The sequence below is a fragment of the Maribacter sp. HTCC2170 genome (assembly GCF_000153165.2).
Lineage (GTDB): Bacteria > Bacteroidota > Bacteroidia > Flavobacteriales > Flavobacteriaceae > Maribacter_A.
This window is the reverse complement of the sequence record NC_014472.1, coordinates 2637027-2662725: the sequence shown is the minus strand read 5'-3', so window position 1 is coordinate 2662725 and position 25699 is coordinate 2637027. Positions and strand designations below refer to the sequence as shown.

16 protein-coding genes are annotated in these 25699 nt (G+C 36.2%); 14 read left to right on the top strand and 2 right to left on the bottom strand.

Annotated features, from left to right (window positions below; genetic code table 11):
- Positions 1-2: 2 nt before the first annotated feature.
- Entirely contained in the window at positions 3-3194 is a 3192-nt protein-coding gene (gene ccsA, locus FB2170_RS11595) for a cytochrome c biogenesis protein (RefSeq protein ID WP_013306746.1), read from the bottom strand.
- 130 nt (positions 3195-3324) lie between these two features.
- A complete protein-coding gene (locus tag FB2170_RS11590; protein ID WP_013306745.1) occupies positions 3325-3999 on the bottom strand; it encodes an RNA polymerase sigma factor in 675 nt (224 codons plus the stop codon).
- A 119-nt stretch (positions 4000-4118) separates the two neighbouring features.
- Between FB2170_RS11590 and FB2170_RS11585 the strand changes: the two genes are divergently transcribed.
- The 14 genes from FB2170_RS11585 to FB2170_RS11520 all read left to right on the top strand — a co-directional run bounded on the left by FB2170_RS11585 (position 4119) and on the right by FB2170_RS11520 (position 25681).
- Positions 4119-4496: a hypothetical protein gene (locus tag FB2170_RS11585; RefSeq protein ID WP_013306744.1), complete on the top strand. Its 378-nt coding sequence runs from the start codon at positions 4119-4121 to the stop codon at positions 4494-4496.
- A 109-nt stretch (positions 4497-4605) separates the two neighbouring features.
- The gene (locus FB2170_RS11580) at positions 4606-4980 is read left to right on the top strand and encodes a hypothetical protein (RefSeq protein ID WP_013306742.1); all 375 of its coding nucleotides are present in this window, start codon (positions 4606-4608) and stop codon (positions 4978-4980) included.
- A gap of 126 nt (positions 4981-5106) precedes the next feature.
- On the top strand, positions 5107-5871 hold the full coding sequence (locus tag FB2170_RS11575; protein ID WP_013306741.1) for a Rossmann-like and DUF2520 domain-containing protein: 765 nt from the start codon (positions 5107-5109) through the stop codon (positions 5869-5871).
- Complete coding sequence (locus tag FB2170_RS11570) at positions 5855-6382, top strand: KdsC family phosphatase (protein WP_041632827.1); 528 nt, start codon at positions 5855-5857, stop codon at positions 6380-6382. The genes FB2170_RS11575 and FB2170_RS11570 overlap by 17 nt, the downstream gene beginning before the upstream one ends.
- Before the next feature lie 2 nt (positions 6383-6384).
- Positions 6385-6972: a Maf family nucleotide pyrophosphatase gene (locus FB2170_RS11565; protein WP_041632826.1), complete on the top strand. Its 588-nt coding sequence runs from the start codon at positions 6385-6387 to the stop codon at positions 6970-6972.
- Positions 6973-7006: 34 nt separating this feature from the next.
- On the top strand, positions 7007-7951 hold the full coding sequence (locus FB2170_RS11560) for a hypothetical protein (protein ID WP_013306739.1): 945 nt from the start codon (positions 7007-7009) through the stop codon (positions 7949-7951).
- Positions 7952-7954: 3 nt separating this feature from the next.
- Positions 7955-8488: a mechanosensitive ion channel domain-containing protein gene (locus tag FB2170_RS11555; protein ID WP_013306738.1), complete on the top strand. Its 534-nt coding sequence runs from the start codon at positions 7955-7957 to the stop codon at positions 8486-8488.
- Between the two features lie 83 nt (positions 8489-8571).
- Positions 8572-11100 (top strand): PIG-L family deacetylase, encoded by a 2529-nt coding sequence (locus FB2170_RS11550; protein WP_013306737.1) that lies wholly within the window; start codon positions 8572-8574, stop codon positions 11098-11100.
- Positions 11101-11205: 105 nt separating this feature from the next.
- A complete protein-coding gene (locus FB2170_RS11545) occupies positions 11206-12933 on the top strand; it encodes a sodium:solute symporter (RefSeq protein ID WP_013306735.1) in 1728 nt (575 codons plus the stop codon).
- A 72-nt stretch (positions 12934-13005) separates the two neighbouring features.
- On the top strand, positions 13006-14046 hold the full coding sequence (locus FB2170_RS11540) for a LacI family DNA-binding transcriptional regulator (RefSeq protein WP_013306734.1): 1041 nt from the start codon (positions 13006-13008) through the stop codon (positions 14044-14046).
- Between the two features lie 466 nt (positions 14047-14512).
- Positions 14513-17521: a SusC/RagA family TonB-linked outer membrane protein gene (locus tag FB2170_RS11535; protein WP_013306733.1), complete on the top strand. Its 3009-nt coding sequence runs from the start codon at positions 14513-14515 to the stop codon at positions 17519-17521.
- A 10-nt stretch (positions 17522-17531) separates the two neighbouring features.
- Positions 17532-19103, top strand: a complete 1572-nt coding sequence (locus FB2170_RS11530) for a SusD/RagB family nutrient-binding outer membrane lipoprotein (protein WP_013306732.1) — start codon at positions 17532-17534, stop codon at positions 19101-19103.
- A 129-nt stretch (positions 19104-19232) separates the two neighbouring features.
- Positions 19233-22565 carry a VCBS repeat-containing protein gene (locus FB2170_RS11525; RefSeq protein ID WP_041632823.1) on the top strand — a complete coding sequence of 1111 codons (3333 nt, stop codon included), beginning with the start codon at positions 19233-19235 and terminating at the stop codon, positions 22563-22565.
- On the top strand, positions 22565-25681 hold the full coding sequence (locus FB2170_RS11520; RefSeq protein ID WP_083802962.1) for a DUF5107 domain-containing protein: 3117 nt from the start codon (positions 22565-22567) through the stop codon (positions 25679-25681). Before FB2170_RS11525 ends, FB2170_RS11520 begins: the two co-directional genes overlap by 1 nt.
- The last annotated feature ends 18 nt before the right edge of the window (positions 25682-25699 follow it).

Genomic DNA, 25699 nt, shown 5'->3' with positions numbered 1-25699 from the left:
AACTATGATTTGCTATAATTGACTTTATACCGCCAATAACTGATAGCGCCCAAAACAAGCACCCCAAAAACGGTATAATAAATAAACGTAGGAGTGATTACCTGTGCCCCACTAGCATAACTATGTAAACCTGCTAAGTAGAAGTTAACACCAAAGTAAGTCATCATAATACTGCCAAAGGCCACAATGCTTAAAAAGTTGAAAAGCCATCGGCCTCGCATACCTGGCACCAAACGGGCATGAATTACGAATGCATATACCATGATCGAGATCAAGGCCCAAGTTTCTTTTGGATCCCAGCCCCAATAACGACCCCAACTTTCATTGGCCCATTGGCCTCCCAAAAAGTTGCCTATGGTCAACATTACCAAACCTACCATCAAAGACAATTCATTGATTGTGGTCAATTCCTTTAAATTGAGCTGCATCCGCTTTTTATTCTTTTTATTGGTGAGAATAATCAGGATTAACGACACCACTCCCAAAATCATCCCAACGGTCAAAGGACCGTAACTACCAACAATTACTGCTACATGAATCATAAGCCAATAACTATCCAAAACTGGTTGTAAATTGGCAATGGATGGATCTACCCAGCTTTGATGAGCGATCCACAATAACATTGAAGTTACAAAGGCTGAAGCTGCTATGGTCATGTCGCTCTTTCTACCTAACAATAATCCCATTCCAATAGTCGCCCAGGCCACATATAGAATACTTTCATAAGCATCACTCCAAGGAGCGTGACCGGAAATGTACCAACGTAATATCAATCCTGCCGTATGCCATAAAAACAGGATATAAATAGTGCCTTTAAAGAAATAAGTACCTATTCGCCATATTTCCCGTTCCTTAAAAATTTGAAAGATCAATACAAAGAACATTAAAGCACCTACTAAGGCATAGCCCATGTAGAGGATATTAAAAATATCAAGCTTATTATAAATAACCTCAGTATTAATTTTAGCATCAGTGGGTAGCACCTCACTCCCGTGGTTTGATTGGTTCTTTTTAAATGCTGCCAGTAATTTGTCGGCCTCGGTATAATCACCACTTGACTGAGCCTTTTGCAATGACATTAAATAATACGGAATCGCATTTTTTATAAAGTTGGCATAAAGCGAGTCCGTTACCTGATACTGCCCTCCCCTGTATTCCACAGCCGATATCCACTTATTGTTCTCACCATTCAAAAGTGGAAATATTTTCACCATTTGTCCGCTCAAGGCCTGATCTAAAAGGCTCAACCGAATATTGGCTTCCTTAAAATCTTTTTCGAACTTATTGGGGTTATTTGTGGCGGTAGCAGCTCTCAAAAAAGGCTCTAGTTTGTAACTACCCTCCTTATCAAAAAAATCAATGGCCTTTACATATTCTTGGTCTTCCGAGACGCCAATAACACTTCTAATACTATCATTTATGCCCGTTCTCTTTGTACTTTTATCCAATAAAATGAATTCAACATTATACCAAATCGAGGGGTTCATCATCATGGAAAGGAACACCTGATCAGAGTTCATATCCTTATACTTATCCTTCAAGCTTAGTTTTCTAAGTAATTCCGAAGAAAAGGTATTTATTGGTTTCATGCGCCCACCTTCATCTTGAACCACAAGTTTACCAAACTTCTCGGCATGCTCCGCCGGTATTATGTTTGCATTTAAAACAGAATCTATCTGAACTTGTGTTGGCATCTTGGAATGATCATGACCATCATTATCTGTATGGTCCTGTGCTAAACCATTGAGCGATGCCCCCAAAACAAACAACACGGATAAGGCCGCTTTCTTTGCTTTTATTTTATCCAAGGATTTTGCCAAATCCTGAAAACGGGTCTTTCCGAAGAACATGATTCCCATTAGCCCGGCATATAATAGAAAATATCCAATATATGTAATCCATGTTCCCCAAAAATCATGATTCACAGAAAGCACAGTACCTCGTTCATCCTGATCAAAACTTGCTTGAAAAAAACGATATCCATTATGATCCAAAATATGGTTCATATAAATGTCATAGTCAAAAGGGCGTTCGTCTTCAACGGTGACCTTACTCATAAAAGAGGCATACCCCTTCTCTGTTCCCGGGTATTTTTCAGCAATAAAGTCATTCAATTTAACACTAAATGGCAGTTCATAGACTTTGGAACCGTAGGCCAAGGCAAATTCCAATCCGCCTACCTTAATTCTGTCTGAAAAATTAGAAACTCCCTTGCCTCCTAGTAATTTTTGCTGTACTGTTTCTCCATTGCTTGTCACCTCTACCACTAATGCATCCTGGGTAGCGGGTGTTATCTCAGCTTCAGGGACTTTAACCACACCATAGGATCCTTTTACGATAGGCTCAGGAATTACAAACTGCATTCCTGCGGTATTGTACAATGAACGTAATTGTAGGGTTTGCAAGCTATCCTTTATTAACACGCCTCGAAATTGATCCGCCATACGCATAAAATCACCCTCAAAAGGTGACTTTATATGATATGTACTATCTGTTGTGAAGATATTTATGGCACCTTCGGTTTCTTTGTTCAAGGTCACCAAAACATTATGAATATTGGCAACTTTACCATTCTCAAGATAATGCTCATGTCTCTGTCCTCCCCCAGCTTCAACTATTTTGAGATATTCTATCCCATTTTCATCAGGAACCAACCCTCTTTTAGCTCCTTCAATAAAATCAACATAAGAAATAGTGAATGGTTGGCCGTTAAAATCATTGTTCAAAGGAAGTTTCGACTTCATAGCCTCTGAAGTGACAATCAAGTCCGTCTCCAGCGTTTTACGCCTTGGTTCTCCATTTATCTCACCATCAACATATGTCGTTAAAAATGTTTTATCTGAATAGAATACTTTCTCAGAATTACCTTCTCTGATGGGCATCATACCCTCAAAACTTATGTAGCGGGTAACAAATGCCCCAATAATAATGAGTATCCAAGAAAGATGTAATAGCAAAACCGGCCATTTCTCCTTTCTGAGTAATTTGTACTTATAAATATTACCTATAAAATTAATTACAAAAAACACCATGATCACTTCGAACCAAGTGGCATTATAAATCCATATTCTAGCCGTTTCTGTACTATACCAGCTTTCGATAAAAGTTCCAAAAGCCATTGCTGTTGCAAAAACGACAAATAATACCGCCATAAGACGAGTGGAGAAGAAAACCTTTTTAAGTAAATCTTTCATAGGAACAAAATACCTGTTAATTACGGTCAGCAAAAATAAGGTATTTTAAAGAGAAATTTGCAGGAACTTTACCTATGTGAAAATATTCATAATCACTGGATTATTTGATAAAAAACCCCCTAAATTCTAATTAAATAATCTGCATCACATTAAAAGTAATCCGATCACACTTAGTATTGCCAAACTCAAAAAGATCATTGCTGCCTTTTGCAGTCTCATACAATTTTGCCTTGAGCATAGCTTTGGCCCTATGAATTCTAACCTTTACATTGGAAGAAGAAATATCAAGACATTCTGCAATTTCCTTAACGGACATACCCTCAACCTCCTTTAAAATATAAACAGTACGGTATTTGGCATCTATTGAATCAATTGTGTCTTCTATTAATCTTTGCATTTCTTTTCTTATAATTCTTTTTTCAGGATTCAATTGGTTTTTATCAGGAATTTCCAACACAGTATTGCTTTTATAATTCGAGATTCCCGTGTTTATATCAACCACCTTTCCTTTTTCACGCAATCGAGCCAAAACTTCATTAATACCTATTCGTACCAGCCATGTACTATATAATGAAGATTGCTTGAACTGGTGCAGCTTCTCATAAGCTTTTAGATAGGTGTTCTGCATTACATCCTCTATCTCAGCCTCATCCTTTATATAACTTCTAATTACGCGGTATAGCTTTTGGTTATTTCTACGTAGCAGGATTTCATAAAGTTCTTTTTCTCCAGATAATATACGCTTAATGATATCAGATTCGGAAACCCTTTGATTATTATGGTCACTAATTTTTATGGCATCCATGGACTTTCTTTTTGCTTTAGATGTTAAAACTTGAAAATAGTTACAAAATCGTGTAACCTTTTTGACCCTTTCTTATCTAAAGTCTGAATTAAAGTTATGAATAATAAAACCGAAACCTTATGAAAGAAAACGTTCAATTAGTAAAAACAATTTTAAAATACACTTATGGCCTCGTTCCAATAATCGCAGGAGCTGACAAGTTCACCGGCCTTTTGACCGATTGGGGCAAGTACGTTTCAAACGGTCTTATAGAAATGCTTCCTTTTGGAACAGAAGCTTTCATGATGATTGTGGGTGCAATTGAAATCATAGCGGGGGTTTTGGTTCTATTAAAACCTAGAATTGGTGCATTGGTTGTGATGGGCTGGTTGGTAGCCATTGCCCTAACCCTCTTATTTAGCTGGAGTTTCATTGATGTTGCCATACGAGATTTGGTCATGGCCGTTGGTGCATTTTCAATGGCTATTCTATTCAAAAAAACAAGTGTTCAACAATGAGGAAAGTCTATTTAAAAGACGCTTCCCTGTTAGGTCTGAGACATTTTCTTGACCAAACCAATAACAGCTTAAAACATTTAAAAGGAGTATTAACGAAAAATCAAAAACTATGAACAGAAAAACTTTTATCCAAAAATCTGTTGGAGCATTGTTGATTGCCGTACCGGCCGTTTCTATGTTAAGTTGCTCAAGCTCAGATGATGGTGTAGATGAACCACCAAAACAAAATGCCAATGCAGATTGTTTAGCGAATGGCACTTCGATATCAATTGGCAGTAATCATGGCCATTCTTTGACTGTTTCAAAGGCTGATGTGAATGCGGGCGTGGCCAAAACCTATTCCATTCAAGGAACATCTGGGCACGGTCATACCATAAACCTGACGGCTGCAAATTTTACCTCACTCAAGGCTAATTCGTCTATTTCAATAACTTCTACCAACGACAATGACCATACGCATGCCGTGCAGGTTTCATGTGCTTAACAAAAAATGAAAAAGGAAATATTGAGGAGCCACATTTTTATGTGGCTCTTTTTTTACTTCTAAGCTACATTGATGATACTTCAATTATTGCTTCAGAAAGAATGATTATATCACTATTTTCGTGGCATGATTGGCGTAACTATTCTTGGAACCGGTAATGTAGCTAAACATTTGTTCAATGCCTGCCTTGCCAGTACAGAAATAAGTATTATACAAGTATATGGGCGAAACGCTGAATCTTTGTCTTATTTTCAAGAAAAGGCCCAAACCACCGGTAACATTTTAACCCTTGCTCCAGCAGATATTTATATTATTGCGATAAGCGACTCGGCGATTGCAAAAATTTCCAAAGAACTGGTTCATAAAAAAGGGGTAGTTGCCCATACATCTGGCAGCACTCCCATGAAAGCACTTTCCAAAAATAATCGACGCGGAGTTTTCTACCCGCTTCAAACCTTTACCGAAAATAGAACATTGAATTTCAAGGAAATTCCCTTATGTATTGAAGCTGAACATGAATCGGATAGGGTTCTTTTGACTTCATTTGCCAAAATTCTATCAGATAATGTATATGAAATAAATACAAAACAACGTAAAGGTTTACATTTGGCGGCGGTTTTTGCCAATAATTTCACCAACCATATGTATCATAAGGCTAAAGAGATTTGTGATACAAATGATGTTGATTTTGAATTGTTACATACATTAATCAATGAAACGGCTGCCAAGATTAAGGATATGACACCCTATGAAGCGCAAACAGGTCCCGGAAGAAGAAACGATACAAAAACCGTAAAGAAGCAGTTGAAAAAACTTAAAAATAAAAACCACAAAAAAATATATTCGCTTTTAAGCAGATCAATTACAAAGACCTATGGAAAAAAGTTATAAGCAATATTTAAAAGATATTACCACATTCGTTTTTGATGTAGATGGTGTATTTACAGATGGTACGGTACTCATTACCAATGAAGGCGAGTTATTACGTAAAATGAGTGTAAAAGATGGTTATGCCCTTAAAACGGCTATTGTAAAGGGGTATAACGTATGCATCATCACAGGTGGCACTAATGAAGGGGTAAAAGTTCGCTTACAAGGTCTTGGAGTAAATACATTTTATATGGGCGCTCATCATAAAGATGAACCCTTACAGGAGTATATGGATGTATATGAAATTGCACCTGAAAACATATTGTACATGGGAGATGATATGCCCGACATTCCGCCTATGAAAATGATTGCATTGCCTACGTGTCCGCAAAATGCAATCCAGGAGGTAAAAGCAGTAAGTAAATACATTTCACATAAAAATGGTGGTGATGGCTGTGTTCGTGATGTTATTGAACAAGTGTTGAAAGTCCGTGGAGATTGGATGGACAATTTTAGTGCAGAAAACGATTAGACATGTTGACCGACAAGTTAAAGGGTTATAATATAATTTTAGCTTCAGGTTCGCCAAGAAGAAAACAGTTTTTTGAGGACATGGGTATTCCTTTTGAAATTCGACTTAAAGAAGTTGAAGAAGTTTATCCAGTATCATTGAAAGCAAGTCAGATTTCTGACTACCTCTCACAACTCAAAGCATCGGCCTTTGATGGAACTTTGACTGAGAATGACATATTAATCACCTCAGATACCGTGGTTTGGCACAACGAAAAATCCTTAGCTAAACCTGATGGTTATAAAGAAGCACATGATATGCTCAGACATTTATCTGATGATTGGCATGATGTAATCACCTCGGTCACATTTACGACCAATACTTCTCAAAAAACCGTAAATCATACGACCAAGGTAAAATTTAAACCACTCACTGAAAATGAGATTTGCTTTTATGTTGAAAATTACAGACCATTTGATAAAGCGGGTGGCTATGGTATACAAGAGTGGATAGGACTTATTGGTATTGAAGAGATACAAGGAGCATATACCAACGTGGTCGGGCTCCCTACTCAATTGGTTTACAAAACGTTAATGAACATGGTAGTTTAGTTGATTTTAATTAGATTTAGTAAAAATCCAAAAGATGAAAAAGTGGTTAAAGTTTGAATTGGCCGTTGTTATTTTTGCCCTAATTATTGGTTTTGTAGAATCCTGTGGTGAAATACGAGCCGAAAATAACTCTAAAAGTGAAATTGTTGAAAAGGCCGTTATTGTTCCTAAAACATCTTTATCAAATGAGTTCAAGTCATATTGGTATTCGGGTAATGCAGAAATATCTTCGTATAAACTTGAGCAAGCAAGGTATGGTGAGATCAGGGAAGGTAAGTCTGTTTTGATTTATGTTACTGAACCCTTTGTATCCGATAAACAAGTAAAGGCTGATAATAATAATGCCAATAACATCCCTGTTTTAAAACTAAACAGCACTAAAAAATACCTAACCGGTATTTACCCTTATTCCATAATGAACAGTAGTTTTTATCCTGTTCATGACAATCAACATGTATTGAAATTGACCTTTTCTGCCCAAGAGTGGTGTGGGCAGGTTTTTGCCCAATTGAACAATCGTGATAAGTTTCAAGTAAAATCATTCTCATACTTCGAAACCGAGGGTGACAGGGAGATGGAATTGAACAAAGGTTTATTGGAAAATGAAGTATGGAACAGGATTAGAATCAATCCTGAAAAATTACCCATCGGTGAGATTAAAATGATTCCATCTTTAGAATATATCCGACTGTCACATAAGGAGTTAAAATCATATAATGCAATAACTGATTTAAATATAAAAGAAGGGATAAGTACTTATAGTATTACCTATCCTACCTTAGAGCGTAGTTTGGAAATCAAATTCAAATCAACCTTCCCCTATTCTATTGAAAGTTGGTCGGAAACCTTTAAAAGTGGGTTTGGTAAAAATGCCAAAAAAATGACTTCGACCGCCACAAAAATCAAGACCATAAAAACACCTTATTGGCAGCAAAATGGAAATAACGATTTATCTTTGCGCGATACTTTAGAACTATAGTTTATGCAAGAATTCATTGTAACCCACCAACAGGAGCTAGTAGCAACTTCAATTACACTTGTTATACTCTTATTGCTCAAGCTCATTATTACAATGACAATACGTCGATTGTCTAAAGTCAGTGACTTTAACCAAGCGCGTACACGTTTGATAATCAAATATATATCAATAGGGTTATTTGCACTTGGCATTGGAATATTAATTTTTATTTGGGGCGTAAATTTCAGGGAAATAGGGCTTCTATTTTCTTCAGTATTTGCTGTTATTGGTGTTGCCATGTTCGCTGCATGGTCTATTTTAAGCAATGTAACTGCGGGAATCATATTGTTCTTCTCTTACCCTTTCAAAATTGGTGACCGTATACGGATCTTGGACAACGATCTTCCTGATGAAGCAGAAATACTTGACATAAAGGCTTTTCATCTTTATTTAAAGTTGGACAATGGTGAATTGGTAACCTATCCCAATAACCTGTTGTTACAAAAAGGAGTGGCATTAATAGCTAAAAGCAGCGTTTCCGAGGAGAAAGACAGCTAACTTTTTCGGCTGTTAAAGAAAATGTAAATGTTATCGGTTGCTTGGGTTTCTTTATATCTTTGGGAACCAACTAAAACAAAATCATGCGAAATTTATTGGTATCCTTGATAGGATTCTTTTTGGTTATTAATCTTTTAAATGGCCAAGCCCCAAAGAAGAATTCGTCTTCAGATATTTATCATTCAGTTCAAAAATTAAACTTCCTAGGGTCAGCCTTATATATTGCTGCACACCCCGATGATGAGAACACACGACTCATTTCATATTTATCAAACGAAGTAAAAGCTAGAACAGCCTATTTATCACTTACCAGAGGAGATGGTGGCCAAAACTTAATTGGTCCTGAGCTGAGAGAGCTGTTGGGCGTTTTACGTACCCAAGAATTGTTGGCTGCTCGCCGAGTAGATGGTGGTGAACAGTTTTTTACCAGAGCCAACGATTTTGGATATTCAAAACACCCGAAGGAAACCCTGAAACTGTGGAACAAGGATTCAGTTTTGAGTGATGTTGTTAGAACAATTCGAAAGTTCAAACCAGATGTCATCATTAACAGATTCAATCATAGAACACCAGGTTCCACACATGGACACCATACGTCTTCCGCCATGTTGAGTGTAGAGGCCTTTGATTTGGCAGGTAACCCCAATTCTTTTTCAAACCAATTAAAAGGAATGGATGTCTGGCAGCCAAAACGTCTATTTTTCAACACTTCGTGGTGGTTCTACGGAAGTGAGGAGAAGTTTAAGGAAGCTGACAAATCAAATATGTTGAATTTTGATATTGGTGTCTATTACCCCATGCTTGGAGTTTCAAATAATGAAATTGCTTCTTTGGCAAGTAGCCAACATCTATGTCAAGGGTTCGGTAGATTATCAACCCGAGGCAGTCAAAACGAATATGTTGAATTGTTGAAGGGTGATTTACCAAAAGATAAGAATAATATTTTCGACGGAATTGATACTTCTTGGTCAAGAATCGAAGGCGGTGAGGCCATAGGAAAACTATTATATGAGGTTGAAAATAATTTTGATTTCAAAAATCCTTCTAGGCATCTACCAAATTTACTCAAGGCTCATAACCTGATTCAAAATATTTCAGACGAGCATTGGAAATCCCTAAAAACCAATCAAATAGAAGATATAGTTGCTGCAGTTACAGGCCTTTATCTTGAGGTATCGGTAAGCAATCCAATGGCGAATCCTGGAAATTCCATCAAAATCAACATAGAGGCCTTGAATAGAAGTAAGGCAGAAATCGTTTTGAAGTCAATTTCAGTTAATCACATTACCGAGAATAAAGAACAAGTCTTGTCAGAAAATGAAAAACTCAATTTTGATTTAGAATTGACGATTCCAAAAACAACCGCTTTCACCAGTCCTTATTGGTTAAAGAAAAAAGGTAGTTTAGGAATGTACACTGTTGAAAACACTTCATTGATTGGTAAACCAGAGACACCACCTGCTTTTTTCGCCTGCTTTGTTTTAGACTTTAATGGTTATGAAATAGAATTCAAAAAACCCGTGGTCCACAGATATTCGAGACCTGATAAAGGCGAGTTATACCAGCCTTTTAATGTACTGCCAGAGGCAACAGCTAAATTCAGTGACAAGGTTATTATTTTTGCAAATGGAAATACTAAAAAGATACCTGTTACCGTAAAGGCGCATAAAGATAATCTTAAAGGAGAGGTACAATTCTGTTATTCAGAAGGATGGAAAGTAGATCAAGAAAGTAAATCATTCGAAATTGCTAAAAAAGGTGATGAACAGGTTATTGTTTTTGAATTGACCCCGCCTAACAATGAAGATGAAAACTATATTTCCCCCATAGTTAAAATAAACGGTAATCAATATACTAAAGAATTGGTAACCATTGCTTATGACCATGTACCAACCCAACAAATTTTACTTCCTTCTGAGGCTAAAGTTGTTCGACTTGATATACAGAAAGTGGGTGAACATATTGGTTATATAGTAGGTGCCGGAGATCAAGTTCCTGAAAGTTTAGAGCAAATTGGATATCAGGTCCATACAATTGACCCCAACTCAATTAACGAAGAATCCATAAAAAAATATGATGCCATTGTTGTTGGTATACGAGCATATAATGTGGTAAGCGAATTAAAATTCAAACAAAAATATTTATTTGATTATGTTGCCAATGGAGGTAATTTAATTGTACAGTATAACACTGCTGGGAGATGGGACAAACAATTCGATAATTTAGCTCCTTACCCTTTAAAACTCTCAAGAGATAGGGTGACAGATGAGAATTCGGCCGTTGAAATAATTGCAAAAGACCATGAACTTGTTAATTACCCCAATAAAATAACCGAATCCGACTTTGATGGTTGGGTACAAGAACGTGGTCTATACTTTCCGAATGATTGGGACAAACAATTTACCCCAATCCTTTCTATGAGCGATGAAGGAGAAACTTCTAAGTCAGGAAGTTTATTGATTGCACCTCACGGAAAAGGAAATTATATATATACGGGACTTAGTTTTTTCAGAGAACTGCCAGTTGGAGTATCTGGAGCTTATAAATTGTTTGCCAACATGTTATCCGTAGGAAAACAAAACGTTGATAAAAAAAGTGAAATTAAAGGTTGATCATGGAGAAAAACTTTGTTTGGAAAAAAGAATATTCATTGGTGCTTGTTCTTAACATCATTTATATTTTGGTATTTAGTTATATAATGACAGCTTTTACTTGATATGGGAACACTCGATTGGATAATTCTTTCTGGAACGCTTTTGTTCATCGTTAGTTATGGGGTTTGGAAAACACGGGGCAGTAAGGATGTAAATGATTATGTGCGCGGTGGAAACCAATCAAAATGGTGGACCATTGGTCTATCGGTTATGGCAACCCAGGCCAGTGCAATAACTTTTCTTTCGACTCCAGGACAGGCGTTTCATGACGGAATGGGCTTTGTGCAATTTTATTTTGGTTTACCCATTGCAATGATTATCATCTGCCTGGTATTTATTCCAATATACCATAAACTCAAAGTTTACACGGCATACGAATTCCTTGAAAACCGATTTGACCTCAAAACAAGATCTTTAGCTGCAATTCTTTTCCTGATTCAACGTGGTCTTGCAGCTGGTATAACAATCTTTGCCCCATCAATAATTCTTTCCGCAGTTCTAGGTTGGGACTTGAGAACCTTAAACATTATAATAGGCTCTTTGGTGATAATCTATACTGTTTCAGGTGGTACAAAAGCGGTTAGTGTTACGCAAAAACATCAGATGTTCATCATTTTCGCTGGAATGTTCATGGCATTTTTCTTTATTCTTGGATACTTGCCTGAAGATATTGGTTTTAGTAAAGCCTTGAAAATTGCAGGAGCAAGTGATAAATTGAATATTCTTGATTTTAGTTTTGATACAAAAAGTAGATATACATTTTGGAGCGGAATAACCGGCGGACTCTTTTTGGCACTTGCTTATTTTGGTACAGATCAAAGCCAAGTACAACGTTATTTATCGGGAAAATCGATTAGAGAAAGTCAACTGGGGCTGATTTTTAATGGTATTTTCAAAATACCAATGCAGTTTTTTATTCTTTTGGTCGGCATTATGGTTTTTGTATTTTATCAATATAATCCTTCTCCCTTGAATTTTAATCCTGCAGCCACACAAGGTGTTTTAAATTCAGAATATGCAGAAGACTACAAAGTTCTCCAAGAAAGACAGCTGGCGTTGGAAACTGAAAAGATTATTGCGCAGAACAAATTTTCCACTGCCCTTGAACTTAAAGAGTATACTGCAATTGAAGCGGCCAAAATGCAGATTATCAATATCAATAGTAAGGACAGTACTAATAGAGCCGTTGCCAAAACCTTGATAAAGAAGGCCGATGACTCAATTGAAACCAATGATAAAGATTACGTCTTTATCCATTTTATTCTGAACAATTTACCAAAGGGGCTTATTGGTTTACTCCTGGCTGTAATACTGTCTGCTGCAATGTCCTCTACTGCATCTGAATTAAATGCACTGGGCACCATTACCGCTTTGGATCTTTACAAGCGAAATAAAATAAAGGATTTACCTGATAAACATTATGTACAGGCCTCAAAGGCCTTTACCTTATTATGGGGAGTTATAGCTATTTTAATTGCATGTGTTGCAAATCTATTCGACAACCTTATACAATTGGTAAATATCATTGGAAGCATATTTTACGGCAATGTGCTCGGGATTTTCTTATTGGCATTTTTCTTTAAGTATGTAAAAGGAAATGCAGTATTCTTTGCTGCAATTTTAACTCAATTGTTAATCTGCGTTATCTATTATTATTTGATTCATATTTATCCCTCTGGTCAAGAGAAATTGGGCTATTTATGGTTGAACTTTATTGGTTCTGCCTTGGTCATAATTTTGGCGCTAGCATTTGAAGCTTTTGATAGGTTGTTGAAAAAACCGCTTGAATAAAAAAATCCTGACTTTCATTTTTTTGTCTAGCTTTATATCTATTAAATTGAATATACTTCAACCAGATGTACCATGAATGCCAAAAAACACACGATAAAAGATGTTGCTGAACTGGCCGGAGTATCAAAAGGTACAGTTGACAGAGTGCTGCATAAACGTGGTAAGGTTTCTAAAAAAGCTTATGAAAAAGTTGATCGGGCGTTAAAAGAATTGGATTTTATCCCCAATCCGATTGCGCGAAACCTCAAAAACAACAAAATATATAAAATAGCCGTACTTCTACCCGATTCTAATCTGGACCCATATTGGAAGCCTGCAAGGAAAGGAATCAAATCTGCAGCGCAGGAATTTAAACCTTTTGGCGTTTTGGTAGAGGAGTTTTTATATAACCCTTACGACAAAGAATCCTTTATCCACAGATCTAATGAAGCAATGAATGTGGATCCTGATGTTGTATTGATGGCGCCATTGTTTCAAGAAGAGTCAATCAAAGTTTACGAATTATGTAAAGAAAGGAAAGTTCTATTAGCTTTATTCAATAATTATATAGATTCTATACAAGGTGAGTTTTTCATTGGACAGGATTTGGAACAATGTGGAAGAATTGGGGCAAATTTGATTGACAAAATGGTAAAAAAGGATTACGAAATTGCTATTATCCACATTAACATGGAACCCCATATGCAACTAAAAGAAAATGGGTTTAGAAATTATTTTAAAGAACTCGGGTATCAAGAAAACAAATTAACAATTAAGAGATTCAATACAAGTAATCTCGCAAATTTCGAAAATGAAGTATTCTCCTTTATTAAGACCAATCCTAATATTAAGGCCTTTTTTGTAACCAACTCGAAGGTCCATTTATTGGTCGCTGAATTGCAGAAATTCAAATTTAAATGCACCGTCGTGGGTTTTGATCTTTTGGATGAAAACATTAAGTATCTTGAAAATGGAGAGATTGACTTTTTAATTCATCAAAAACCTAAAAGACAGGCTTATTTAGGCGTAGGATATTTGGCGGAGTACTTCTTATTTGGCAAACCTGTACCTACTCAAAGATTTTTACCAATAGATATTATTACTTCGGAAAATGTAAAATACTATTTAAAATGAGTGCGTTTACCAATAAACATTTTACGCAAACGTTGTAGTAAGCCCTATTTTTAAAGAGCTAGCGCTCCAAACATCAAATACTATTAAGTTTTGAATAATTCTCAAAAAAAGTTATATAATTAATGTGCTCGAACACATTTTGAGAAGGTGTAGTTGTTATATTCAAAAAATAGTTTAAATTCACAAGATATTAATATATCACACAAAAAAAATACAACTAAAAAACTAACTGTATGATTAAAACCCATTCACTTTTCTAAAATTTTACTATTACTCGAAATTGATTCTACTTTAACAGAATTGTTAGTTAGTCAAATTCACATTTAAAAAGAAATGAAATCAGTTAACTGGTGTTAGCGTTAATTGTCGTTAAGCTTTCGACAATTGTTATTTGTCGATACTTTCCTGTTACTCTGAATTTTTATTCCAAGATTTATTTAATACAAAAAAACTAAACTCTATTAGTATGAAAAAAAAAGTACATTACTTTTTGACAGTTTTGGCTCTTCTCTGCATTCAGGGAATGATTGCCCAGACTAAAACAGTATCAGGTACTGTTACTGATGCATCAGACGGATCTCCTCTTCCAGGAGTAAATGTTCTGGTACAAGGTACTACCAATGGTGCTCAGACAGATTTCGATGGAAATTATTCCATTCAGGCCTCCGAAGGAGATGTTTTATTATTTTCATATCTAGGTATGAAAAGTCAAAGTGCAACCGTTGGTTCTTCAAGTACAATCAATGTTACAATGGAAGAAGATGCCGAAGCTTTGGATGAAGTCGTTGTAACGGCCCTAGGTATTAAACGTAAGGAAAAAACCTTAACATATGCCCAACAAACTGTTGGTGGTGAGGAACTTACAAACACAAGGGACGTAAACTTTGTAAACAGTATCTCGGGTAAGGCCGCTGGTGTTGAAATCAGAAAAAGTAGTTCAGGTCCAGGTGGGTCAACCAAAATTCAAATCAGGGGTAGTAAATCTCTTAATGGAGATAGTTCTCCCTTATTTGTAATTGATGGTATACCAATGGTTAACAATAAAGGAAGTCAGCCAGGTCTTTGGGATGGGGTTGATCAAGGTGATGGTCTTTCTCAGTTGAACCCTGATGATATTGAGAGCATGAGTATCCTTAAAGGTGCGAATGCTGCTATTCTATATGGTAGCCAAGGTGCGAATGGTGTTGTCATCATTACTACAAAGAGTGGTAAAGAAGGAGCTGCAACCGTACAATTTAATACAGGTATAACTTTCGAGAGTATAATTGATACTCCTGAGCTTCAATTTAGATATGGTAGTGAAGGCGGTACTAAGGAAAGTTGGTCAACTACCAGAGGTGATTATGACAGCAATTATGTTGATGATTATTTTGAGACGGGAGTTAATTACTTCAATTCTGTTTCTGTTAGTGGTGGTAATGAAAAAACACAGGCTTATTTTTCATATGCAAATACAACTTCTTCAGGTGTAACTCCCATGAATGATTATGGGAAAAACAATTTAACCTTTAAACAATCAACGAAATTATTCAATGATAAAGTTAAGGTTACCTCTAATATTTTATTAGCTCAAGAAAAGACTGATGGTAGAAACCGTGCAGGGTACTATAATAACCCTTTAACAGGTCTATACTGGTTTCCAAGGGATAGAAATTTTAATGATTTCAAGAACAATTATAGTGTACCCAATCTAGCGAGAAACACCAATGAGATGAATTGGTTTATTGCGGATCACTTACAATCCAATCCATATTGGTTGTTAAATGAGGAATCTCAAGAAGATAAGACCAGTAGGGTTATTGGTAGTTTAAATATTGAATATGATATAAGCGAAGAGTTTAAGTTTCAACTCAGAGGAAATTATGACTATGCTGCAAAAGAATTCAATAATCAGCGTAATGCGGGAGGTAATACAACTACGGTACCTTCAAACGGACGTTGGAGGTATGAAAAATATGATGACACCAGTGTGTATTTGGATGGTATCCTAACTTATAATGAAACATTTGGTGAAGATTTCACTTTAAGCGCTTTAGCAGGTGGAACATATCAAAAAACCACGTTTGGTAATGGTGTTGCGGTAGATACGGGAGGAAGTGCAGATGGTCTTCAGTATGCCAACGAATTCTATTTCCAAAATCTTTTACCAGTTGTACAGGTGCGTTCTACTCTTGATAGTAGAGTTGAAAAGCAATCTTTGTTTGCAAATGCCACCTTTGGTTATAAAGAGATGTTGTTCTTGGATGTTGCAGGAAGAAATGACTGGGCTTCTACCCTCGCTCTTACAGGAAATGATTCTTATTTCTATCCTTCGTTTGGTCTAACGGCTATATTAACTGAAATGTTCGATATGCCTCAAGAAATCAGTTTTGCAAAATTCAGGGCGTCTTATGCCAGTGTTGGTAATGAAATCCCATATAATGCAATATTTCCAAGACACAGCATTAATTCCGATGGTTCAGTTAATTTTAACACGACAAAACCATTTACAGATGCTAAACCAGAGATTATCACTACCACTGAATTTGGATTGGATTGGAGATTCTTCAATAATCGCTTAGGTCTTGATTTAACCTATTATAATATAAATAGTCAGGATCAGTTCATTAGAATTAATCAACCTATCGAAGATTATACTTCGTTCTTTGTGAATGCAGGTGAAATCACAAATAAAGGTGTTGAAATAACACTATCTGGTAAACCCATAGTAACTGAAGATTTGACTTGGTCAACGGCGTTTAACTATTCTAACAATACGAATGAAATTGTTGAATTACATCCTGATACCCAAAACATTGGGCAGGGAGGTGCTGAAGGTATATCAATTAGAATGGTAGAAGGTGGTTCTATCGGTGATATTTATGCACGTAAATTTCAACGTGATGACCAAGGACGTATATTATTGGATGATGGAAACGGCAGGCCTTTAAGAACGGATAGAGAATTATTCGGTAATGCAGAACCTGATTATATCTTAGGTTGGAGCAACACAGTTAATTATAAAGACTGGGGATTGAATGTTCAAGTTAATGGTAAGTTCGGTGGCTTAGTGGCCAGTCAAACAGAAGCATTATTAGATGGATATGGTGTATCAGAAAGATCTGCAGTTGCTAGGGATAGAGGTTATGAGATAATCAATGCAGTACAAAATGGTTCAGCTGTTACTCAAATTGATCCTTTTACTTATTATGATGCCATTGGCGGTAGAAATGGTATTGATGAGCCACATATTTACGACAGAACCAGTGTTAGATTGGCTCAATTGGCACTTTCCTACAACATTAATGTAGATTCTATTGATTGGGTAAAAAATGCCTCGGTTTCATTTATTGGAAATAACTTGTTCTTCTTTTACAAAGACGCACCATTTGACCCTGAAATTCAACAAGCCACTGGACGAAACAATGTTGGTATTGACAACTATAATTTACCGTCAACACGGACGTACGGTCTAAACTTAAGTTTAACATTTTAATAAGTAAGACATGAAAAAAATAATATACATATTTATTGTTGCACTTTTGTTGAACACAAGTGCATGTACGGACGATTTCGTAGAATTAAACGAAAATCCGTACCAAGTTACCGATGAGTCCTTAAAACAGGATTTCAACAATGTGGGAGCTTTTTACCCTCCAATGTTGAAAAATCTATTTGGCCATCAAATTGAACATAACTTATCCCATGATTCGTGGGTAAGGCATTTGGCCACTCCTACCCCTTTTGTAGGTGGTATTAACAATACCACTTATTATATAAGGTGGAATACGTACTGGAATAGAATTTATGGAAGTATTATGGCGCCTGCAACCCAAGTATCCAAAGTGGCAGTTGCTGAAGGTTATCCTGTATTTGTAGAATGGGCAAAACTGATTAAGTTATTGGGAATGTCTAGATTAACTGCCTATCATGGTCCAGTAATCTATACAAAATTCGGAGAAGAACCAGCTACTTATGATTCTGAACCCGTACTCTACGATGCCTTTTTCACACAGCTAGATGAAATTCAAGCCGTATTTGCAGCGAATACAGACTATACAGGACTTGGCAAGTTTGATGCCAGTTATGGAGGGGATGTCAACGCATGGATGAAACTGGTGAATAGTATGCGTTTACGTTTAGCTATTCGTCTTTCTAAAGTAGATCCTGCATTAGCTAAAACTCAAGGAGAAAAAGCAATGAGTGATCCAGCTGGATTAATTGAGGCCAATGGCGATAATTTTATGGTATCACTATACGGAGCGGTATTCCCCCCTGTTACTATTAGTTTTGGTTGGGGCGATACACGTATGAGTGCATCTATGGAATCTATTTTAATTGGTTATGATGATCCAAGGATTGCTAAATTCTTTGATCCTGCAACTGATGCTACACTTTATCCTGATCACGCGGCCTACCCATACAAAGGTATTCGAAATGGTGCTGAATTGGTGGCCAAAGGTGATCGTTTAGATTATTCCAATATTAGTTCTGATTTTAAATCTGTAGAAAATAGACGATTTTTCACAGCTGCCGAAGTGCACTTCTTAAAAGCTGAAGCTGCCTTAAGAGGTTGGACAGGCGCTGGTGATGCTATGGCCAATTATGAGGCTGGAGTCAATGCCTCATTTGAGGATTGGGGTGCTGGAGGTGCAGCTACTTATTTAGCCAATGATACCGGTTTACCTATTGATTATGATGATCCCAAAGCTACTGGGGCAGTTAATGATTTTGTTAACCGCATAACAAGCACTGTTGCATGGGATGATGCTGGAACTAATGAAGAAAAGCTAGAAAAAATCATCACACAGAAATGGATTAATGGGTATACAAACTCTATTGAACCATGGGTTGATCATAGAAGAACTGATTATCCGAAACTACCTTTCAATTATCAGAATGACAGTAACGCTGATTGGGGGGTTATCCCAGCCGATGACTTCTTGAGAAGACAGGTTTTTGTTCAAAGTCAAAGAGAGAACAATACAGCATCTGTTGCTGCGGCCACTGGCTTCCTTGGAGGTCCTGATGAAATAGGAACCAGACTTTGGTGGGATGTAGACGGACCGAATTTTTAATTTTTAATTCCAATATCTTTAAAAGAGTCGTTTTTAGAAAACGACTCTTTTTTTTTGCATTTATATAGGATTAAATAGATTCATAGAACTATAAATCTTTGTATTTTTAATTGACCAATAATCATTAGAATGATTGATACTATCAAAAAAACCATTTCAACTTTATTCATTTGTTTTTTTCTTATTTCATGTAATAATGAAAAAAAAGAATCCGAGCCTATGGATACACTGTTCACAATGGTTTCAAAAGATTATTCAGGCTTACTGTTTCAAAATTCCGTAAAACAATCTAGAGAAAATAATCATATGATCAACTCGGCGTTTATTTCTGGTGGCGGAGTTGCCATAGGAGATATTAATCAAGATGGACTGCAAGACGTTTTCTTTACAGGTAATCAGGTTAGAGACCGACTTTTTCTCAACAAAGGAAATCTTGAATTTGAAGATGTTTCGGACAAATCCAATATAATAAAAGATAACAGCTGGTCTACGGGTGTAACAATTGCAGATATTGACAATGATGGTGATCAAGACATCTATGTATGTAAATTTACATATCTGGAAAATGAAAAAAGTGCTAACCAGCTATATATAAACAATGGCGACCTCACATTTACAGAGCAGGCAGCTACTTTTGGTCTTGCGAACAAAGGTTTTTCAATACAGTCCACTTTTTTTGATTTTGACAATGATGGTTTATTGGATGTTTATATTGTAAACCAACCGCCAAGTATCCCAAACGTTGGAAATAAGCTCAATTATGAACAATTTTCCGATATACTTTTTAGTGATCGTTTATACCGAAATCTAGGTAATGGCACCTTCGAAGATTATACAGAAAAGGCAAATGTTAGAAATTTTGGATTTGGGCTTTCAGCAACCACAGGAGATTTTAATAATGATGGTTGGCAAGACATATATGTGACCAACGATTTTGATGTTGCCGACCATTTGTACATAAATCAAAAAGATGGCACATTCAAAGATGAGCTTAAAACAGCAACAAAACACATTTCAAATTTCAGTATGGGGAGCGATGTTTCCGATTATGATAATGATGGTTTTATGGATGTTATGATTGTAGATATGATGGCCGAGGATCATAAAAGAATAAAAACCAATATGGGAAGTATGGCGCCTGAGCAATTTTGGGAAATTGTTGATAAAGGCGGCCATCACCAATATATGTTCAATACACTACAGAGAAATAATGGCAATGGCTCATTCAGTGAACTAGGACAACTTGCTGGTGTTACAAGTACTGATTGGAGTTGGGCACCTTTATTTGGGGATTTCGACAATGATGGTCTCAAGGATCTATTTATAACCAATGGCGTGGTTAGCAACAATCGAAACAGTGATTTAACCAACTTGTATGAGAAGAAGTTAGATAGCATTAGACAATTGGCGCAGAGGAACGGAGTGAATCCAAATTCCATGATCAATGTTATGGACTTTGCAAATTTAGCTCCGACTGATAAACTTGCGAATTATATTTACAAGAATGCAGGGGATTATACTTTTGAGAATAAAATTAAAGAATGGGGTATGGAAATACCCACATTGTCCAATGGTGCTGCCTATGCAGATTTGGACCTCGATGGAGATTTGGATTTGATAATCAATAATATCAATGAAAATGTAATGCTTTATAAGAATGAAAGTATTGAGAAGGGCTTGGGCAATTACATACGTTTCAAAATAGTGTCAGAGGACAACAAAGCTATTCAAGGAGCAAAAGTGACCTTGTATGAAAATGAAAATATTTTACAGTCCAATTTCATTTCCAACGCAAGAGGCTATATGTCTAAAAGTGAAGATGTAGTTCATTTTGGATTGGGTCAAATGAAAATAGTTGAAAGGGCAGTTGTTGAATGGCCAGATGGTACCATTACAAAGCTGGATAATTTGGCGGCCAACAAGGTTTATGAAGTATCAACTTCAGTCCCCAAAGCAGAAATCTTGAATACAGAAGAAAAAAAGAGTCTGCTCTTTTCGGACATTACAAAATCATTGTACCTCAATAATGTAAGACATGTTGAAAACGAGTATGATGATTATGAGAGCGAAATTCTACTTCCACATAAAATGTCCCAGTTTGGCCCCTCGATAACCGTTGGCGATGTAAACGGTGATGACCGCGAAGATTTTTATCTTGGTGGGGCGGCAGGATTCCCAGGTAAATTGTTCACACAAAATAGCAACAATACATTCGATGAAATAAACGGTCCATGGTCTAAAGACAGTGCAAGTGAGGATATGGGAGCTACATTTGTGGACATTGATGGTGACAAAGACCTTGATCTATTTGTAGTTAGTGGTGGTAATGAATTTGATTTGGATGACCCTGCTTTAAAAGATAGACTGTATATAAATAATGGCTCGGGTTCTTTTACAAAAAACACTAATGCCATTCCCAATTATTTGTCAAGTGGTTCCTGTGTAATGCCACATGATTTTGATAATGATGGTGATATTGACTTATTTATCGGGGGGAGACTGATTCCTCGAAAATATCCTCATCCTGCCAATAGTGTTCTACTGGAAAACAAAGGGGGCAAGTTTATCGATGTCACTTCTACCCTAGCCCCTGAGCTTAATGAATTAGGCATGCTCACAGCAGCCACTTGGACTGATTATAATGGAGATGGACTAGTTGATTTAGTCGTTGTTGGAGAATGGATGCCGATTACGATTTTCTCCCAGAATCGTAAAGGGGGATTTACTAAAAGCAGTATTGAAAATACAGAAGGTTGGTATTATGAAATAAAATCAGATGATTTAGATGGCGACGGTGATCAAGATTTAGTCGCTGGCAATCTTGGGCTTAATTATAAATACAAAGCTTCTGTTGAGGCTCCTTTCGAAGTACACAGTTATGATTTTGACAATAATGGTTCTTTAGATATTGTACTTAGTTATTATGAACATGGTGAGGCTTTTCCTGTTAGGGGTAAAAGTTGTTCAACACAACAAATCCCATCATTGAGTACCAAATTTCCAACATATGAAGAATTTGGTAATTCTAATCTAGATAATATTTATGGGCAATCATTGAAAACGGCCCTAAATAGAAAAGCTAAGACCTTTGCATCGGCATATTTAGAAAATGATGGAAGTGGTAAATACTCAATCAGTCCCCTGCACTCCTTAGCTCAAACGTCTTCAATAAATAGCATTTTAATAAATGATTATGATCAAGATGGCTATAAAGACCTATTACTAGTTGGTAATTTATATCCGGCAGAAATAGAAACTCCCAGAAATGATGCTGGCACCGGTCTATTCTTAAAAGGTAATGGCAATGGTGAATTTATACCATCATCTATAAATGAAAGTGGTTTTTATGCACCACAAGATGCAAAGAATATGAAAACAATCAAGGTTGGTGAAAAAGAGGTTATTCTTATTGCAAATAACAACGACTACATTCAGGCTATAGAATATATAAAACCAAATTAATGATGAAACAAATTAGTATTGTACCTTTTTTTCTTGTTGTTCTATTTCAATCATTATTCATTCATGCACAATCTGTCTCAATAAAGGAAGAATCACTTCCTCTAAGTACCTATGGATTTGGTAAACCTAACCCAGTGCCAATATTGGCTGAAAATCCTAAAATATACCCGTACTTTAAATTCGAAGAATATGAGCACGTCTCAGAAATAAAAAACTGGAAGGTTGTTACCCTTGAGAACGATTATATAAAAGTCTTTGTCTTACCAGAAATAGGCGGTAAAGTTTGGGGTGCAATTGAAAAAAGTACAGGTGAAGAATTTTTATATAAAAATGAAGTAATAAAATTCAGGAATATTTCAATGCGAGGACCGTGGACCTCAGGTGGTATTGAGTTTAATTTTGGAATTATAGGTCACCACCCGTCAACAGCAACTGCGGTAGATTTTTTAACCCGAACCAATGAAGATGGTAGCGTTAGTTGTGTTGTCGGAAATACAGATTTACCATCAAATACCAGATGGACGGTGGAAATTAGATTAGAAAAGGGAAAAGCTTACTTTGAGACCAATGCCTCTTGGTATAACGCCTCACCAGTAAATGAATCTTATTACAATTGGATGACTGCGGCTGCAGAAGCTACATATGATCTTGAATTCTTTATACCAGGCAATAAATATGTCGAGCATAACGGTAATCCGCATAATTGGCCGGTAGATCCTAAAGGAAGAGATTTGTCTTTTTATAAAAACAATACGTTTGGTCCTTCCAAAAGTTACCATATTGTTGGAGAGTACAACGAATTCTTTGGCGGGTATTACCATAACAAAAAATTTGGTTTTGGACAATGGGCACCTTATGAAGAAATGCCCGGGCAAAAACTTTGGTTATGGGATTTATCTAGAGGAGGTGGAATTTGGGAAGATCTCTTGACAGATTCAGATGGACAATATATTGAATTCCAAGCAGGAAGGCTTTTTGATCAGTATTCCCCGGGAGTAACCAATCCTATTAGTCAAGTTGGCTTTGATCCGTACGTTATGGACAGCTGGAGTGAAATCTGGTTTCCATATAAAGAAATTGGGGGAATGGTAGATGCCTCAAAACAAGGGGTTCTTAACCTTGAAACAAAAGACAACGAAACTTACATCGGAATAAATGCCCTTAACGAGATGGACAATGATTTAATAATTAAGGTTAATGGCGAATCAATTAATTCGGAAAGATTAAAGCTACGCCCAATGGAGGTGTATTCTACTACAATTGCGGCTGGAGAAAATGACAAAATTGAAGTTTCCGTTAAGGGTACAGAATTGCATTATAAAAATTTTATAAATGAAAATGAACTGAAAAGACCTTTTGAACATAATAAAGAACTGAAAGTATCGGATTCAGAGAAACTGCTTTTTGAAGGAATAGAGGCACTGGAATTCAGAGAATTCTCATTGTCGCATGAAAAATTGTCAAAGCTGATTGAAAACGATCCCTCAAACCAAATAGGATTAGTAAAATTGGCTGAGCTTGAATATAGGCGAACCAATTATCAAAAAGCTCTAGAACTTGTTAACAACGTCCTTAAAATGGACACTTATAATTCTCCTGCTAACTATATGGCAGGTATAATATACAGAGCTTTAGATGACAAAACCAACGCCTTAGAGTCTTTAGGTTGGGCTGCAAGAGATATAAAGTATAGGTCTGTTTCTTTTGCCCAAATGGCCGAGATATATTTAAAGACTAAAAATTATAAGAGAGCATTAACATATGCCCAGAAAGCTTTGGACTTTAACACATTTAATTTAAATGCTCACAAAGTAATATTGGCAATTTATAGAATTCAAAATAATACAAATGGTTTTCAACAACGTGTCAAAACTATCTTAAACCATGACCCGCTGGATCATTTTACCCATCGAGAAATTGCATTATTTAAAAATGAATCCAATCTTGGTTTATCTGTTCAAAACGAATTTAATGAGGAGAGCGCATTACAAGTGGCTATAGATTATCATTCACTGGGTCTTGAGACTGAGGCTATTTCCACTCTATTACAAGGGTCAAATGACACAAAAAATCAACTTTGGGCAGCTTATTTATTAAGAAATACCAATTCAATAAAGAGTTCTGCAATACTTGAAAAACTTACCTCAAAATCCATAGATTTTGTGTTCCCTTATCGAAGAGAAACTCGACCAGTATTAGAATGGGTCGTAAAGCAAAATGGAAATTGGAAATTTAAATACATGCTGGCCCAAAATTACATTGCTGTTGGCCTTGCCAATAAAGGCAAGTCTATACTTAGAGAATTGAATACTGCACCAGATTCTGATGTGTTTTATAGATTCAGGGCCAAGATTCTATCTGAAAATAGCTATGAAGAAAAGCGTGGGGATATTGAAAAAGCAATAGATTTGAATCCAAGGGATTGGAAGATTTGGGAAGAAAGCATTCAATTTTATACGGACAATAATAAATACGATGAGGCCATTTCCAAATCAAAAAAAGGGTATAGAAAATTTCCTGAGAATTATAATATTGGACTTGCACATGCTAAGGCATTATTGAACAAAGAAGAATTTAAAAAAGTAATTAATGTATTGTCCTCCATTCAAATCCTCCCTTTTGAGCATGCCAGTGAAAGTCGCAGAATATTTGAACAAGCTCATATTGGTGAAGCATTGCAACAATTAGACGCTAAAAACTATGGGGCGGCAATAAATACTTTACAAGATAGCAAAGAATGGCCTGAAAATATTGGGGTCGGTAAACCTTATAGCCCAGATGAGCGGATGCAGGATTATTTGTTAGCAATGAGTCATGGTGCAACAAATCAAAAAAACGAACAAAAAAAGTTGCTCCAAACAATTGCTGATTATTCTATTAACTCAAATGAAAGATCAACCATCAATAATCTTTTCTCATTACTTGCATATAAAGACCTTGGAGAAAAAGAACTTTACGATCAGTTGATTAACCGATTGAAAAAATCAAATAAAACGCAGGACAAAATTATATTGGCCTTTATCAACAAGGATAAAACATCGCTTTCTAATTTGAAGAAACAATTTAATCTAAGGCCTAATTTATGGAAAGTAATGAAAAAAGCCGTTGGACTTTAATCCCAACGGCTTGTTCAT

Excerpts from the sequence above, each read along its gene's own strand:
- ccsA (WP_013306746.1), bottom strand. The coding sequence starts at position 3,194 with ATGAAAGATTTACTTAAAAAGGTTTTCTTCTCCACTCGTCTTATGGCG.
- FB2170_RS11590 (WP_013306745.1), bottom strand. The coding sequence starts at position 3,999 with ATGGATGCCATAAAAATTAGTGACCATAATAATCAAAGGGTTTCCGAA.
- FB2170_RS11585 (WP_013306744.1), top strand. The coding sequence starts at position 4,119 with ATGAAAGAAAACGTTCAATTAGTAAAAACAATTTTAAAATACACTTAT.
- FB2170_RS11580 (WP_013306742.1), top strand. The coding sequence starts at position 4,606 with ATGAACAGAAAAACTTTTATCCAAAAATCTGTTGGAGCATTGTTGATT.
- FB2170_RS11575 (WP_013306741.1), top strand. The coding sequence starts at position 5,107 with ATGATTGGCGTAACTATTCTTGGAACCGGTAATGTAGCTAAACATTTG.
- FB2170_RS11570 (WP_041632827.1), top strand. The coding sequence starts at position 5,855 with ATGGAAAAAAGTTATAAGCAATATTTAAAAGATATTACCACATTCGTT.
- FB2170_RS11565 (WP_041632826.1), top strand. The coding sequence starts at position 6,385 with ATGTTGACCGACAAGTTAAAGGGTTATAATATAATTTTAGCTTCAGGT.
- FB2170_RS11560 (WP_013306739.1), top strand. The coding sequence starts at position 7,007 with ATGAAAAAGTGGTTAAAGTTTGAATTGGCCGTTGTTATTTTTGCCCTA.
- FB2170_RS11555 (WP_013306738.1), top strand. The coding sequence starts at position 7,955 with ATGCAAGAATTCATTGTAACCCACCAACAGGAGCTAGTAGCAACTTCA.
- FB2170_RS11550 (WP_013306737.1), top strand. The coding sequence starts at position 8,572 with ATGCGAAATTTATTGGTATCCTTGATAGGATTCTTTTTGGTTATTAAT.
- FB2170_RS11545 (WP_013306735.1), top strand. The coding sequence starts at position 11,206 with ATGGGAACACTCGATTGGATAATTCTTTCTGGAACGCTTTTGTTCATC.
- FB2170_RS11540 (WP_013306734.1), top strand. The coding sequence starts at position 13,006 with ATGAATGCCAAAAAACACACGATAAAAGATGTTGCTGAACTGGCCGGA.
- FB2170_RS11535 (WP_013306733.1), top strand. The coding sequence starts at position 14,513 with ATGAAAAAAAAAGTACATTACTTTTTGACAGTTTTGGCTCTTCTCTGC.
- FB2170_RS11530 (WP_013306732.1), top strand. The coding sequence starts at position 17,532 with ATGAAAAAAATAATATACATATTTATTGTTGCACTTTTGTTGAACACA.
- FB2170_RS11525 (WP_041632823.1), top strand. The coding sequence starts at position 19,233 with ATGATTGATACTATCAAAAAAACCATTTCAACTTTATTCATTTGTTTT.
- FB2170_RS11520 (WP_083802962.1), top strand. The coding sequence starts at position 22,565 with ATGATGAAACAAATTAGTATTGTACCTTTTTTTCTTGTTGTTCTATTT.